We start from the raw sequence: 14,608 nt of genomic DNA on the forward strand, positions 1-14,608 counted from the left end.
TCTGCATGTACCCTACGTGTCGCACCGACGGGGTGTGGCGCAGCTTGGTAGCGCGTCCGCTTTGGGAGCGGAAGGTCGTCGGTTCGAATCCGGCCACCCCGACCACCAGCAAGATCGCATTGTGGGAGTCCTCCCCCTTGCCGTTACTATGCAAATTGCGTGCCCGTGTGTCTGATGTACCGGGCTCGATCCGCGAAGCCGCCTCTCGGCGGCCCAGCAGAACCCCAAGAAGTCAGCCACCAAGGAGACCGAACCGTGAAGAGCGCCGTGGAGACCCTGAACCCGACTCGGGTTCGGCTCAGCATCGAGGTGCCCTTCGAGGAGCTCAAGGACAGCCTCGACGCGGCGTACAAGAAGATCAACCAGCAGGTCACGGTGAAGGGCTTCCGTAAGGGCAAGATCCCCAACCGCGTCATCGACCAGCGGTTCGGCCGTGGTGCTGTTCTGGAGGAGGCCGTCAACGACGCCCTCCCGAAGTTCTACACCGAGGCTGTCAACGAGGGTGAGCTCAACGTTCTGGGCCAGCCCGAGGTTGACATCACCGAGCTCAAGGACGGCGACCTGCTGGCCTTCACCGCCGAGGTGGATGTCCGTCCCGAGATCGAGATCCCGGACTACTCCGGTATCGAGGTCACCGTGGACGCACTCGAAGTCAGCGACGAAGACGTCGACAAGGCCGTGGAGCAGCTCCGTGAGCGCTTCGCCTCGACCAACCCGGTCGAGCGCGCCGCCGCCGACGGCGATGTCGTGACCATCGACCTGGAGGCCAAGGTCGACGGAGAGGTCCTCGAGGACGGCGTGGCCGCCGGTGTCTCGTACACCATCGGCTCCGGCGAGCTCCTCGAAGGCATCGACGAGGCCGTGACCGGCCTGGAGGCGGGTGGCGAGGCCACCTTCACCTCCGAGCTGAAGGGCGGCTCCGCCGAGGGCAAGGAGGCGGAGGTCACCGTCAAGGTCACCGCCGTCGCCTCCCGCGAACTGCCCGAGCTGGACGACGACTTCGCGCAGATGGCGAGCGAGTTCGACACGCTCGCCGAGGTCCGCGAGGACAGCCGTAAGCGCCTGGAGAGCACCAAGCAGTACGACCAGGCCACCCAGGCCCAGGAGCGCGTGCTCGAGGAGCTGCTCAAGCTGGCCGAGGTCCCGATCCCCGAGAAGCTCCTCGCGGACGAGGTCCAGACCCGCAAGCACAACCTGGAGCACCACCAGCTCGGCCAGATGGGCCTCGACCTCGAGAAGTACCTCGAGATCCAGGGCAAGACCCTGGAGGAGTTCGAGAACGAGACCTCCGAGCAGGCCATCAAGGGCATCAAGACCCAGTTCATCCTTGACGAGCTCGTCAACAAGGAGAAGCTGAACGTCAACCAGGAGGAGCTCACCGAGCACCTCATGCGGCGCGCGCAGTCCTCCGGCATGAGCCCCGACCAGTTCGCCCAGGCCGTCGTCGAAGGCGGCCAGGTGCCGATGCTCGTCGGCGAGGTCGCCCGCGGCAAGGCGCTCGCCGTCGTCGTCGAGGCCGCCAAGGTCACCGACACCAACGGTGAGATCGTCGAGCTCGAGGACGAAGAGGACGCGGCGGACGCGGACGGCGAGGCCACCGAGACGGCCGAGGGCGTCGAGGGCGCCACCGAGGCCGCCGACGCCACCGAGGCCGCCGAGAAGAAGGACGAGAAGAACGAGGCCTGAGCCTCGCCCCGCTCGTTGATCTGATCCGCACGACGGGCCCCGGACGTTGCCGTCCGGGGCCCGTCGTCGTGTCGGCCCGCCCCGGGAACCCTTGTGCCCACTGCTTACCTTGCGCTCCCAGCGAACAGTTGGGGAAGCGGGATGGCGTTGTCCCACCTGCGCGTTAGGGTCCATGAAGAGGAAGGGTCGGGTAGTCCCGGCCCACCCCGGTACGAAGACGCTGAGACGGCCGGAGCCGTCAGAGACGAGCAGGTGGATACGTGACGAATCTGATGCCCTACGCCGCCGGAGAGCCGTCCCTCGGTGGAGGCCTCGGTGACCAGGTCTACAGCCGACTGCTCGGCGAGCGCATCATCTTCCTCGGTCAGCAGGTCGACGATGACATCGCCAACAAGATCACCGCACAGCTTCTGCTCCTTGCCGCGGAACCCGACAAGGACATCTACCTCTACATCAACAGCCCCGGCGGCTCGGTGACGGCAGGCTTCGCGGTCTACGACACGATGCAGTACATCCCGAACGACGTGGTCACCATCGGTATGGGCATGGCGGCCTCGATGGGCCAGTTCCTGCTCACCGGTGGCACGACGGGCAAGCGCTTCGCGCTCCCGAACACCGACATCCTCATGCACCAGGGCTCGGCCGGCATCGGCGGTACGGCCTCGGACATCAAGATCCAGGCGCAGTACCTGCTCCGCACGAAGACGCGGATGGCGGAGATCACGGCCCACCACTCCGGTCAGACCGTGGAGACGATCATCCGCGACGGCGACCGCGACCGCTGGTACTCCGCAGAAGAGGCCAAGGAGTACGGCCTCATCGACGAGATCATCTCGGCCGCGTCGGGCATCCCGGGCGGCGGCGGCACCGGCGCCTGATCCAGGCGCGCACCACCCCGCACCCTCTCGTACGCCGAGACCTCCAGCCCACATGAACGCCACCAGGATGGTGAACACCCACATGAACAACCTCTCCGGCGCCTCAGCGAGCGGCCTCTACACCGGCCCGCAGGTGGACAACCGCTACATCGTGCCCCGTTTCGTGGAGCGGACCTCGCAGGGCACGCGTGAGTACGACCCGTACGCGAAGCTCTTCGAGGAGCGCGTCATCTTCCTCGGCGTCCAGATCGACGACGCCTCGGCCAACGACGTCATGGCGCAGCTGCTGTGCCTGGAGTCGATGGACCCGGACCGTGACATCTCGATCTACATCAACAGCCCCGGCGGCTCGTTCACCGCGCTCACCGCGATCTACGACACGATGCAGTTCGTGAAGCCGGACATCCAGACGGTCTGCATGGGCCAGGCCGCCTCCGCGGCCGCCGTCCTGCTGGCCGCCGGCACCCCGGGCAAGCGCATGGCGCTCCCGCACGCCCGTGTGCTGATCCACCAGCCGTCCTCGCAGACCGGCCGTGAGCAGCTCTCCGACCTGGAGATCGCGGCCAACGAGATCCTGCGGATGCGCACCCAGCTCGAGGAGATGCTGGCCAGGCACTCCACGACCCCGCTGGAGAAGATCAGCGAGGACATCGAGCGCGACAAGATCCTTACCGCCGACGACGCACTCGCGTACGGTCTGGTGGACCAGATCGTGTCCACCCGTAAGACCACCGCAGGCGCGTCCGTCTGACGTCGGTCTTTCCCCTTGGCACAGTCCACCCGCACCGGCCTCGGCCGTGTGAACCGTGCCAAGGGGGGCCCGAACGGGGGGCCAGGCAAGGTACCGTCGGATAGAGGCACCAGGAGCCGCTGAACCAGGCTGCTCCCAGGCGAAGGGGAAGCACCTCGTGGCACGCATCGGTGATGGCGGCGACCTGCTCAAGTGCTCGTTCTGCGGAAAGAGCCAGAAGCAGGTGAAGAAGCTCATCGCGGGACCCGGTGTGTACATCTGCGACGAGTGCATCGATCTCTGCAACGAGATCATCGAGGAGGAGCTCGCCGAGACCTCCGAGGTGCGGTGGGAGGAGCTCCCCAAGCCGCGCGAGATCTACGAGTTCCTCGAGGGGTACGTCGTCGGGCAGGAGCCCGCGAAGAAGGCCCTCTCGGTCGCTGTGTACAACCACTACAAGCGGGTCCAGGCCGGGGAGAACGGCGGCGGCGCGAATCGCGACGACGCCATCGAGCTGGCCAAGTCCAACATCCTGCTGCTGGGCCCCACGGGCTCGGGCAAGACGCTCCTCGCCCAGACGCTGGCCCGCATGCTCAACGTCCCGTTCGCCATCGCGGACGCGACGGCGCTGACGGAGGCCGGCTATGTCGGTGAGGACGTCGAGAACATCCTGCTGAAGCTGATCCAGGCCGCCGACTACGACGTCAAGAAGGCCGAGACCGGGATCATCTACATCGACGAGATCGACAAGGTCGCCCGCAAGAGCGAGAACCCGTCGATCACGCGCGACGTATCGGGCGAGGGCGTCCAGCAGGCCCTGCTGAAGATCCTGGAGGGCACCACCGCCTCCGTACCGCCGCAGGGCGGACGGAAGCACCCGCACCAGGAGTTCATCCAGATCGACACGACGAACGTGCTGTTCATCGTGGGCGGTGCCTTCTCGGGCCTGGAGAAGATCATCGAGTCGCGGGCCGGCGCCAAGGGCATCGGCTTCGGGGCCACGATCCGCTCCAAGCTGGAGATCCAGGCGAGCGACCAGTTCCAGGAGGTCATGCCGGAGGACCTGGTGAAGTTCGGGATGATCCCCGAGTTCATCGGCCGCCTCCCGGTGCTGACCTCGGTCCACAACCTGGACCGCGAGGCGCTGCTCCAGATTCTGGTCGAGCCGCGTAACGCCCTGGTGAAGCAGTACCAACGACTGTTCGAACTCGACGGTGTGGAGCTGGACTTCGAGCGCGAGGCGCTTGAGGCCATCGCCGACCAGGCGATCCTCCGCCAGACCGGCGCGCGTGGTCTGCGCGCCATCATGGAAGAGGTCCTGCAGTCCGTGATGTACGACGTCCCGTCCCGCAAGGACGTGGCCCGCGTCGTCATCACCCCGGACGTCGTCCGCAACAACGTCAACCCGACCCTGGTCCCGCGCGAACCGCGCGCGATCGGCAAGAACGACGACGGCCGCCACGAGAAGTCCGCGTAGCGGCAGCCGACACGAAAGGGGCGCCCGGCCATCGGCCGGGCGTCTTTTCTCGCACCCAAAGTATTAGTCTGTGCTAATATTCCTTCCTGTGGATGGTCCGTACGAAATCAGATTCTTCGCAGATGTCCTGGAATGGATTCACGTGCTGGCCAAGGAGGATCCGGATAGCCATGATTACGTGATCGCTGCACTGGAGCGCCTCCAGGAGGTCGGTCCTGCGTTACGGCGCCCGACGGTGGGGGCTGTCGAGGACAGCCGCTACCGCAACATGCGCGAGCTTCGTCCACGCAGCGGCAGCACCGTCAGTATCCGGATGCTTTTCGTGTTCGACCCGGTGCGACGAGCGGTGTTCCTCGTTGCCGGGAACAAGGCGAGCGGGCGGCAGTGGGCGGCCTGGTACCCGAAGGCGATCAAAGAAGCCGATGCCAGGTACATGGCTTACCTTGAAGCCCTGAAGGAGGAGGACAACGGATGAATCTTGGCAGCATGGCCGATCTCACGGCAGACATCACGCCGGAGAAGCGTGCTCGCATCGACGCGCTCAAGAGCGAGATGGTCGACGCGGAGCGGGGGCATGAACTGGCCTCACTCCGGAAGGCCCAGGGGATGACCCAGGTGCAGGTGGCGAAGGCGATGAGCGTGACTCAGGGGCGGATCAGCCAGATCGAGCGTGGTGGAGTGCGACTGGACACTTCGACGATGTCGGCCTACCTGCATGCCATCGGAGGCGAGTTGACGATACTGGCCACCGTCGGAAACGTGTCTGTGAAGCTCTGATCGGTGGCACACACCACATACGCGAGAGGGGCGCCCGGCCACCGGCCGGGCGCCCCTCTCGCGCTGTGCGGGATCAGACCTTGGTGCGGGAGGTGTTGTAGAGCTTGGCCGCGAGAGCCGCCACCTCGTCCTGGGTCATGGACTTGTTGGTCATGGCCGCGCCGATGTCGACGCCGATGACCGCACCGACGGTGCTGTAATCGGCCCAGACGCAGACCGGCGTGGTCATATCCGCGGGGCCGTTCGCCAGGTCGCCGTCGGCCTGGTCGTTGACCACCTTCATGTTCTGGCACTTCATCAACGCGTCCTTGAAGCCGGGAGGCGTGACGTCCGTGGGGCTGCCGACCAGAGAGGTCTTGGCGTCATCACTCGCGGCCATCCCCATCTTGGCCTGAGCGAACATGCCGTCGAGAGCCTTCGCCGGGTCGGAGATGTCACCCCAATTGCCGTACAGCATGAGCATCTTGGTCGTGAGGGGATTCTTGTCGAGGTCGCCGCTCAGGTACTGGGCCTCGGCCTTGTGGGCATCCTTGATGCCCACAGCCTCGGCCTCGGCCTTCTCCTTGCTCGTCATGGTGTCCGAGGAGGAGGAGGAGTCCGAGGTGTCCTGCTTGTAGTCGTCCACCGTGGCGGCCGGGGTGAGCTTGTACCCCTTGGTGGAGTCCGCCACGTCGCTGCTGCTCGAACCGCCGCCCGAGGTCAGGAAGTACACCCCGCCCGCGACCACGGCCAGCGCGACCACGGCCGCGCCGATGATCAGGCCGGTCTTCTTCTTCGGGGCCGGCTGCTGCGGGGGCATGCCGGGGTACGCCTGCTGGCCGCCGTACGGCGGGGTGGGCGGCTGCTGGCCGTACGGGCCCGGCTGCTGGCCCTGCGGGTAGCCGTAGCCCTGCGGGGGCTGCTGCTGCGGCGGGACACCCTGGGGGGCCTGCTGCGGGTAGCCGTAGCCGGGCTGGCCCTGCGGGGGGCCCTGGGGCGGACCCTGCGGCGGCGGACCGCCGTACGGGCCCGGCTGCTGGCCGTACGGTCCGGGCTGGCCCTGCGGCGGCTGCCCGCCGTACGGGCCCGGCTGGTTGTAGCTCATTACGCTGTCCCCTGTTCGTGATGCTTACGCGTTCCGAACATCCTGACGGAAGCACCGCTCACATGGGACATCCGGGTGTACACCGTTACTGAACAAACCGGTTTCAGTGCAGGACTGTGACGCCCCTAAACTGTCTGCCGTGACCGAGAACGCAGCGCAGCAGCCAGCCAGCATCCCCGAACTGCCGACCCAGTACGCGCCGGCCGATGTAGAGGGGAAGCTGTACGAGCGCTGGGTAGAACGCGGTTACTTCGAGGTCGACGAGAACAGCGAGAAGCCGCCGTACTCCATCGTCATCCCGCCGCCCAACGTCACCGGATCCCTCCACCTGGGCCACGCCTTCGAGCACACGCTGATCGACGCCCTGGTCCGTCGCAAGCGGATGCAGGGGTTCGAGGCGCTCTACCAGCCGGGCATGGACCACGCCGGCATCGCGACCCAGAACGTCGTCGAGCGTGAGCTGGGCAAGGAGGGCAAGTCCCGCCACGAGCTCGGCCGTGAGGCGTTCGTCGACCGCGTCTGGAAGTGGAAGAACGAGTCGGGCGGCCAGATCTCGGGCCAGATGCGCCGGCTCGGCGAGGGCGTCGCCTGGTCCCGTGAGCGCTTCACCATGGACGAGGGCCTGTCCAAGGCCGTCCAGACCGTCTTCAAGCAGATGTACGACGACGGGCTGATCTACCGCGCCGAGCGCATCATCAACTGGTGCCCCCGTTGCCTCACCGCGATCTCCGACATCGAGGTCGAGTACCAGGAGGACGACGGCGAGCTCGTCTCCATGACGTACGGCGAGGGCGACGAGACCATCGTCGTCGCCACCACCCGCGCCGAGACGATGCTCGGGGACACCGCCGTCGCGGTCCACCCCGACGACGAGCGCTACAGGCACCTGGTCGGTAAGCAGATCAAGCTGCCGCTGACCGACCGTACGATCCCGGTCGTCGCCGACCACCACGTCGACCCCGAGTTCGGCACGGGCGCCGTCAAGGTGACCCCGGCCCACGACCCGAACGACTTCGAGATCGGCAAGCGCCACGACCTGCCGTTCCTCACCGTCCTCGACGAGCGCGCCGTCATCACCGTCCCGGGCCCCTTCCAGGGCCTGGACCGCCTGGAGGCCCGCTCCGCCATCGTCGCCGCCCTGCGCGCCGAGGGCCGGATCGTCGCCGAGAAGCGGCCCTACGTCCACTCCGTCGGCCACTGCTCGCGCTGCAAGACCACCATCGAGCCGCGCCTCTCCCTCCAGTGGTGGGTCAGGGTCGCCCCGCTCGCCAAGGCCGCCGGTGACGCGGTCCGCGACGGCAGCGTCAAGATCCACCCGCAGGAGATGGAGAAGCGGTACTTCGACTGGGTCGACAACCTCCACGACTGGACGATCTCGCGCCAGCTCTGGTGGGGTCACCGCATCCCCGTCTGGTACGGCCCGAACGGCGAGGTCGTCTGCGTCGGACCGGACGACGAGGCGCCCACCGGCGAGGGCTGGACCCAGGACAGCGATGTCCTGGACACCTGGTTCTCCTCCGGCCTGTGGCCCTTCTCCACGCTGGGCTGGCCCGAACGGACCGACAGCCTCGCGAAGTTCTACCCGAACTCCGTCCTGGTCACCGGCTACGACATCCTCTTCTTCTGGGTCGCCCGGATGATGATGTTCGGCCTGTACGTCAACGACGGCGTCCCGCCGTTCTCCACCATCGTCCTGCACGGCATGGTCCGCGACGAGCACGGCAAGAAGATGTCGAAGTCCTTCGGCAACGTGGTCAACCCGCTGGACTGGATGGACAAGTACGGCTCCGACGCGCTGCGTTTCACCCTCGCGCGTGGCGCCAACCCGGGCACCGACGTCCCGATCGGTGAGGACTGGGTCCAGGGGTCCGCGAAGTTCTCCAACAAGATCTGGAACGCCACCCGCTTCGCGCTGATGAACGGCGCCACGATCGAGGGCGAACTGCCGTCCGCCGACGAGATGTCGGTGACCGACCGCTGGATCCTGTCGCGGCTGAACAAGACGGTCGCGGAGGTCGACGCCTTCTACGACGACTTCCAGTTCGCGAAGATCAGCGAGTCGCTGCGCCACTTCGCCTGGGACGAGGTCTTCGACTGGTACGTCGAGCTGTCCAAGACCATCTTCTTCGCGGGCGGTCGTCCCGCCGAGGTCTCGGGCCGGGTCCTCGGCGAGGTCCTCGACGTGATGCTGCGCCTGCTGCACCCGATCGTGCCGTTCGTCACCGAGGCGCTCTGGACCGCGCTGACCGGCCGTGAGTCCGTCGTCATCGCGGACTGGCCGACCGACTCCGGCTTCCGCGACGATGCGGCCGAGAAGGAGATCGAGCTCGTCCAGCAGGTCGTCACCGAGGTCCGCCGCTTCCGCAACGACCAGGGCCTCCAGCCCGGCCAGAAGGTCCCGGCCGAGCTCACCCTGAGCGGTACGGCGCTCGCGCCCCACGAGGCGGCCATCCGGCAGCTGCTGCGCCTGCAGCCCGCGGGCGAGGGCTTCCAGGCCACCGCCTCACTGCCGGTCGCCGGCGCGACCGTCGCGCTGGACCTCTCGGGCACCATCGACGTCGAGGCCGAGCGCAAGCGGCTCACGAAGGACCTGGAGGCCGCGCAGAAGGAGAAGGCCCAGGCCACCGGCAAGCTCGGCAACGAGGCATTCCTGGCCAAGGCCCCGGACAACGTGGTCGACAAGATCCGTGGCCGGCTCGCCAAGGCCGAGAGCGACATCGAGCGGATCACCGCCCAGCTGGCGAGCCTGCCGAAGGGCTGATGACCTGATCACCAAGCCCCCGCGCCCCGACCGACCGGGAGCGCGGGGGCTTCGCCGTACTGCGAAGCCGACCCCGGGGGAGCGCGGCGGCGGGCGCTGCGCACGATGTCCGTGGCCATCCGTAGACTGGCCCCGTGAGTGAGCCCCGCCCTTCAGACCGGCACGACGCGTCCGATCCCGACGACACCTTCGCGGAGATCGTCGACGAAGAGACCCAGCGCGACCCCGACCTGGCGGTGATCGAGGCCGGGAGCCGGACGCTGCGCACCCAGTCAGGTCCGCCGCAGGGCGAGGCCGTCCCCGACCGCCCCGCCGACCCCGAGACCGACCGGGCGCTGCGCGAGGTGGAGCAGGAGCTCGCCGGACGCTGGGGCGAGACCAAGCTCGAGCCGTCGGTGACCCGTATCGCGGCCCTGATGGACGTGCTGGGTGAGCCCCAGCGCGCGTACCCCTCGATCCACATCACGGGGACCAACGGCAAGACCAGCACGGCCCGCATGATCGAGGCCCTGCTGGGCGCCTTCGAGCTCCGCACCGGCCGGTACACCTCCCCGCACGTCCAGTCGATCACCGAGCGGATCAGCCTGGACGGCGCCCCGGTCGACGCCGAGCGTTTCATCGAGACGTACAACGACATCAAGCCGTACATCGAGATGGTCGACACCCAGCAGCCCTACCGGCTCTCGTTCTTCGAGGTGCTGACGGGCATGGCGTACGCGGCCTTCGCCGACGCGCCGGTCGATGTCGCGGTCGTCGAGGTCGGCATGGGCGGCACCTGGGACGCGACGAACGTCATCGACGCCTCGGTCGCCGTCGTCACCCCCATCTCGCTGGACCACACCGACCGCCTCGGCTCCACCCCCGCGGAGATCGCCGGGGAGAAGTCCGGCATCGTCAAGCAGGACGCGACGGTGATCCTGGCCCAGCAGCCGGTCGACGCCGCCCAGGTGATGCTGAAGAAGGCCGTCGAGGTGGACGCCACGGTCGCCCGTGAGGGCATGGAGTTCGGCATCGTCTCCCGGGAGGTCGCGGTCGGCGGCCAGCTGCTGACCCTGCGGGGCGTCGGCGGCGAGTACGACAACATCTTCCTCCCGCTCTACGGCGCGCACCAGGCGCACAACGCGGCGGTGGCGCTCGCAGCCGTCGAGGCCTTCTTCGGTATCGGCGCCGAGCAGAGTCACAGCCTCGACATCGAATCGGTCCGCAAGGCCTTCCTCTCGGTGCTCTCGCCGGGCCGGCTCGAGGTCGTCAGGTCCAGCCCCACGGTCGTCCTCGACGCGGCGCACAACCCGGCCGGCGCACTGGCCGCCTCCGAGGGGATCTCCGAGGCGTTCGGCTTCTCCCGGCTGATCGGGGTCGTCGGCACGAGTGACGGCAAGGACGTGCGGGGGCTGCTCGAAGCCTTCGAGCCGATCTTCGCCGAGGTCGTCGTCACGCAGAACTCCAGCCCGCGCGCCATGGACGCGGACGCCCTGGCCGCGGTCGCGGTCGAGGTCTTCGGCAACGACCGTGTGCAGGTCGAGCCGCGCCTGGACGATGCGCTGGAGGCGGCCATCACCCTCGCCGAGGAAGAGGCCGAATACGCGGGCGCCGGAGTCCTGGTGACCGGATCCGTGATCACGGTCGGCGAGGCCCGGCTGCTCCTGGGAAGGCGCTGACCCTGTGCGTACGCTCTGTGCATCGACGCTGATCGGTGAATTCTTCGTCATCGGCTTCGCCGGACTCGTGGCGATGAAGTCCGACGACCTGTCCATGGGCACGGTGTGGATGGTCTGCGGTATCGGCATGCTGCTGTCGGTCCTGCTGTGCGGTGTGATCACCCGGCCCGGTGGGGTGCAGCTGGGCTGGGCCCTGCAGGTCCTGCTGGTGCTGAGCGGATTCTTCGTTCCGATGATGTTCATCCTCGGTGTGATCTTCGGTGCGCTGTGGTGGGCCTCGGTGCACTACGGTCGCAGGATCGACGAGGCCAAGGCGCGGTGGGCGGCCCAGGCCGAGGCGCAGGAGAGCGCGGAAGCTCCGGCCTGATCTACTTGAGGCCAAAGGCTGACGCGGAGTAAACCCGGCCGCGAGGCCGTTCGCGTACCCCTGTAATCTCGCCCTCACCCGCACCGGAAGTCTGCTAGGAGCCGTACATGACTCAGCGCACCCTCGTCCTTCTCAAGCCCGACGCCGTACGACGTGGGCTGATCGGCGAGATCGTCGGCCGTATCGAACGCAAGGCCGGCTGGACGATCACCGCGCTGGAGCTGCGCACGCTCGACCAGGAGACCCTGGAGCAGCACTACGGCGAGCACAAGGGCCGCCCGTTCTACGAGCCGCTCGTCGAGTTCATGGCGTCCGGCCCCGTCGTCGCCCTTGTGGCCGAAGGCGAGCGGGTCATCGAGGGCATCCGTGCCCTGGCCGGCCCCACCGACCCGATCGCCGCCGCGCCCGGCTCGATCCGTGGCGACTTCGGCACGATCACCAGGGAGAACCTCATCCACGCCTCGGACTCCGAGGAGTCCGCGGAGCGAGAACTCAAGCTGTTCTTTCCCGGACTTTCCTGACTTCGGCTCCGCCAATCAGCGCCAAGCACCTGGGGCGACCGAAGCTAGGCCGACCGGCACATGAGGGGCGGCGTCGCGGGGTTGGGCACGCACATCTGCGGCGTTGTCGTCAGTCGACAACGCTCCGCGTTGCCTCCCTCCTCCGCCTTGCAGCTGCACGCGCCCAACCCCGCTCCTTCACCCACCCCACATGTGCCGGTCGGCCTAATTCGGTCGCCCTTCGGCATAGGGTCACGTATCGCGGGAACGCATCCCTCCGACGTAACGTCACCATGGGTGGAACGGGTAGCCGTTCCACCCGCCACGGCGAAGGACCCTCGCGCTGTGTCCGTGCATACGGCACTACGATGGAAGCTTCCACGCCCGCAGCGCCAACCCTCGCCTACCTCGAACAAGCCATTCTTCGCTTCTTGGGAAGGCCCGACACATCCTCATGGGGAACAAGGGGAACTCAATGTCGTTCATCGGCCGTGACATGGCTATCGACCTCGGGACTGCCAACACGCTGGTGTACGTCAGGGGGCGCGGCATCGTCCTGAACGAGCCGTCCGTCGTGGCCATCAACACCAACACCGGCGGCATCCTGGCGGTCGGCGCCGAGGCAAAGAAGATGATCGGGCGCACACCGGGCAACATCGTGGCCGTGCGGCCCCTGAAGGACGGCGTGATCGCCGACTTCGAGATCACGGAGCGCATGCTCCGCTACTTCATCCTCAAGGTCCACAAGCGCCGCTACCTGGCCCGTCCGCGCGTCGTCGTCTGTGTGCCCTCGGGTATCACCGGGGTCGAGCGTCGCGCCGTCATCGAGGCGTCGACGCAGGCCGGCGCCCGTCAGGTGCACATCATCGAGGAGCCCATGGCCGCGGCCATCGGCTCCGGCCTGCCGGTCCACGAGGCCACCGGGAACATGGTCGTCGACATCGGTGGAGGCACCACCGAGGTCGCGGTGATCTCGCTCGGCGGGATCGTCACCGCCCAGTCGATCAGGACCGCGGGTGACGAGCTGGACAACGCGATCATCCAGCACATCAAGAAGGAGTACTCCCTCCTCCTCGGTGAGCGCACGGCCGAACAGATCAAGATCACGATCGGCTCCGCCTTCGAGATGGAGAAGGACGAGCACACCGAGATCCGCGGGCGCGACCTGGTCTCGGGACTGCCCAAGACCGTGGTGATCTCCGCGACCGAGGTCCGCAAGGCCATCGAGGAACCGGTCAACGCGATCGTCGACGCCGTGAAGACGACGCTCGACAAGTGCCCTCCGGAGCTCTCGGGCGACGTCATGGACCGGGGCATCGTCCTGACCGGCGGCGGCGCGCTCCTGCGCGGTCTCGACGAGCGGCTCCGTCATGAGACGGGCATGCCGATCCACATCGCCGAGGACCCGCTGGACTCGGTGGCTCTCGGATCCGGTAAGTGCGTCGAGGAGTTCGAGGCACTCCAGCAGGTGCTGGACGCCCAGCCCCGACGGTAGGACACGCCGTTCCGCCGTACGGGCACTGTCGTCCCGTGCGGCGGAACGTCGGTATACAGGCACGAACATTCCGCATACAGGCACGAACATTCCGACGAGGAAGGCACGGCCGCCGCACGTGAGGGACACACGAGAGAGCCGGCTGCTCCTGGTGCTGCTGATCGCCATCGCATTCGCCCTGATCACGGTGGATATCCGCGGTGGCGAGGCATCGCCGGTGGACGGAGCGCGGCAGGCCGCCGCCACGGTCTTCGGACCGGTCGAGAACGGGGTCTCGGCGGCGGTGGACCCGGTGGGCAACGCCATCGGCGCCGTGCGGGAATCCGGTGACCGGCACGACCGGATCGCGGCCCTGGAGCACGAGAACGCCGAGCTGAAGACGAAGCTCGGCAGCGACGACCGCAACGCCAGCAAGGTCCGGCAGCTCGACACCATGCTGAAGAGCGCCGGTGCCGGCCAGTACGGCATCAAGGCCGCCCAGGTCGTCGCCATAGGAGCGGCCCAGGGCTTCTCCTGGACGATCACCATCGACGCAGGGGCCAAGGACGGCCTGCGGCGCGACATGACCGTACTGAACGGCGAAGGGCTCGTCGGCCGGGTGACGACGGTCGGACCGAACACCGCGACCGTCCTGCTGGCCAGCGACCCCGACTTCACCGTCGGCACCCGGATGGAGAAGACCGACGAGCTCGGCTTCGCCACCGGCCAGGGGTCCCGGCCGCTGTCGGTGCAGTTCCTCAACGGCAAGGCCGAGGTGAAGAAGGGCGACCGTCTCGTCACCTTCGGCTCCAGCAAGGACAAGCCCTTCGTCCCCGGCGTGCCGGTCGGCGAGGTCGTCAGCGTCGACCCGTCGGGCGGCGACCTGACCAGGACCGTCTCCGTCCGCCCGTACGTCGGCTTCACCAAGCTCGACATCGTGGGCATCGTCGTCCAAGCGCCCCGCGAGGACCCCCGCGACCTGGTCCTGCCCGCGCAGCCCAAGAAGCCGGCGAAGCCCAAGCCCACCCCGACCGTCACGGTCACCGCCCAGCCGAACGGCGACCTCGTCGACGGCAGCGGAAAGGTCGTCGGGAACATCAACGACGATCCCGACGCGACGGCGTCCCCCGACGCGGCCGGTGATGCCGGCACGGCAGCCGGTGACACCGACACGGCCGCCGGTGACGCGGCGAACGAGCAGGAATAGAGCTGATCC

At 67.6% G+C, this 14,608-nt stretch carries 13 protein-coding genes and 1 tRNA gene; 13 read left to right on the top strand and 1 reads right to left on the bottom strand.

The features are described from left to right. Positions 1-28 precede the first annotated feature (28 nt). The 7 genes from OG623_RS23800 (at position 29) to OG623_RS23830 (ending at position 5,548) form a co-directional block, all read left to right on the top strand. Positions 29-105 (top strand) — tRNA-Pro (locus tag OG623_RS23800). A gap of 150 nt (positions 106-255) precedes the next feature. Further along, positions 256-1,686, top strand: coding sequence for a trigger factor (tig, locus tag OG623_RS23805; protein WP_406149121.1), 1,431 nt, complete (start codon positions 256-258; stop codon positions 1,684-1,686). A 272-nt stretch (positions 1,687-1,958) separates the two neighbouring features. Beyond that, on the top strand, positions 1,959-2,564 hold the full coding sequence (locus OG623_RS23810; protein ID WP_406151973.1) for an ATP-dependent Clp protease proteolytic subunit: 606 nt from the start codon (positions 1,959-1,961) through the stop codon (positions 2,562-2,564). A gap of 67 nt (positions 2,565-2,631) precedes the next feature. Further along, a complete protein-coding gene (locus OG623_RS23815) occupies positions 2,632-3,315 on the top strand; it encodes an ATP-dependent Clp protease proteolytic subunit (RefSeq protein ID WP_362886120.1) in 684 nt (227 codons plus the stop codon). 157 nt (positions 3,316-3,472) lie between these two features. After that, the gene (gene clpX, locus OG623_RS23820; RefSeq protein WP_406149122.1) at positions 3,473-4,771 is read left to right on the top strand and encodes an ATP-dependent Clp protease ATP-binding subunit ClpX; all 1,299 of its coding nucleotides are present in this window, start codon (positions 3,473-3,475) and stop codon (positions 4,769-4,771) included. Between the two features lie 142 nt (positions 4,772-4,913). Beyond that, a complete protein-coding gene (locus tag OG623_RS23825) occupies positions 4,914-5,246 on the top strand; it encodes a type II toxin-antitoxin system RelE/ParE family toxin (RefSeq protein WP_406149123.1) in 333 nt (110 codons plus the stop codon). After that, positions 5,243-5,548, top strand: coding sequence for a helix-turn-helix domain-containing protein (locus OG623_RS23830; RefSeq protein ID WP_406149124.1), 306 nt, complete (start codon positions 5,243-5,245; stop codon positions 5,546-5,548). The genes OG623_RS23825 and OG623_RS23830 overlap by 4 nt, the downstream gene beginning before the upstream one ends. A gap of 73 nt (positions 5,549-5,621) precedes the next feature. On the opposite strand, the gene OG623_RS23835 is transcribed toward OG623_RS23830, so the two are convergent. Then, on the bottom strand, positions 5,622-6,632 hold the full coding sequence (locus OG623_RS23835; RefSeq protein ID WP_406149126.1) for a hypothetical protein: 1,011 nt from the start codon (positions 6,630-6,632) through the stop codon (positions 5,622-5,624). Between the two features lie 139 nt (positions 6,633-6,771). Here OG623_RS23835 and OG623_RS23840 point away from each other — a divergent pair, with 139 nt between their 5' ends. The 6 genes from OG623_RS23840 to mreC all read left to right on the top strand — a co-directional run bounded on the left by OG623_RS23840 (position 6,772) and on the right by mreC (position 14,599). Further along, a complete protein-coding gene (locus tag OG623_RS23840) occupies positions 6,772-9,393 on the top strand; it encodes a valine--tRNA ligase (RefSeq protein ID WP_406149127.1) in 2,622 nt (873 codons plus the stop codon). Positions 9,394-9,527: 134 nt separating this feature from the next. Then, positions 9,528-11,051 (top strand): bifunctional folylpolyglutamate synthase/dihydrofolate synthase, encoded by a 1,524-nt coding sequence (locus tag OG623_RS23845; protein ID WP_406149128.1) that lies wholly within the window; start codon positions 9,528-9,530, stop codon positions 11,049-11,051. A 4-nt stretch (positions 11,052-11,055) separates the two neighbouring features. Next, positions 11,056-11,418 carry a DUF4233 domain-containing protein gene (locus OG623_RS23850; protein ID WP_406149129.1) on the top strand — a complete coding sequence of 121 codons (363 nt, stop codon included), beginning with the start codon at positions 11,056-11,058 and terminating at the stop codon, positions 11,416-11,418. 107 nt (positions 11,419-11,525) lie between these two features. After that, positions 11,526-11,939, top strand: coding sequence for a nucleoside-diphosphate kinase (gene ndk, locus OG623_RS23855; protein ID WP_103516217.1), 414 nt, complete (start codon positions 11,526-11,528; stop codon positions 11,937-11,939). 454 nt (positions 11,940-12,393) lie between these two features. Then, a complete protein-coding gene (locus OG623_RS23860; protein ID WP_406149131.1) occupies positions 12,394-13,413 on the top strand; it encodes a rod shape-determining protein in 1,020 nt (339 codons plus the stop codon). Between the two features lie 118 nt (positions 13,414-13,531). Beyond that, positions 13,532-14,599, top strand: coding sequence for a rod shape-determining protein MreC (mreC, locus tag OG623_RS23865; RefSeq protein WP_406149132.1), 1,068 nt, complete (start codon positions 13,532-13,534; stop codon positions 14,597-14,599). Positions 14,600-14,608: the final 9 nt, after the last annotated feature.

The sequence above is a fragment of the Streptomyces sp. NBC_01012 genome (assembly GCF_045162755.1).
Classification (GTDB): domain Bacteria; phylum Actinomycetota; class Actinomycetes; order Streptomycetales; family Streptomycetaceae; genus Streptomyces.

Excerpts from the sequence above, each read along its gene's own strand:
- OG623_RS23810 (WP_406151973.1), top strand. The coding sequence starts at position 1,959 with ATGCCCTACGCCGCCGGAGAGCCGTCCCTCGGTGGAGGCCTCGGTGAC.
- OG623_RS23815 (WP_362886120.1), top strand. The coding sequence starts at position 2,632 with ATGGTGAACACCCACATGAACAACCTCTCCGGCGCCTCAGCGAGCGGC.
- OG623_RS23830 (WP_406149124.1), top strand. The coding sequence starts at position 5,243 with ATGAATCTTGGCAGCATGGCCGATCTCACGGCAGACATCACGCCGGAG.
- OG623_RS23835 (WP_406149126.1), bottom strand. The coding sequence starts at position 6,632 with ATGAGCTACAACCAGCCGGGCCCGTACGGCGGGCAGCCGCCGCAGGGC.
- ndk (WP_103516217.1), top strand. The coding sequence starts at position 11,526 with ATGACTCAGCGCACCCTCGTCCTTCTCAAGCCCGACGCCGTACGACGT.
- OG623_RS23860 (WP_406149131.1), top strand. The coding sequence starts at position 12,394 with ATGTCGTTCATCGGCCGTGACATGGCTATCGACCTCGGGACTGCCAAC.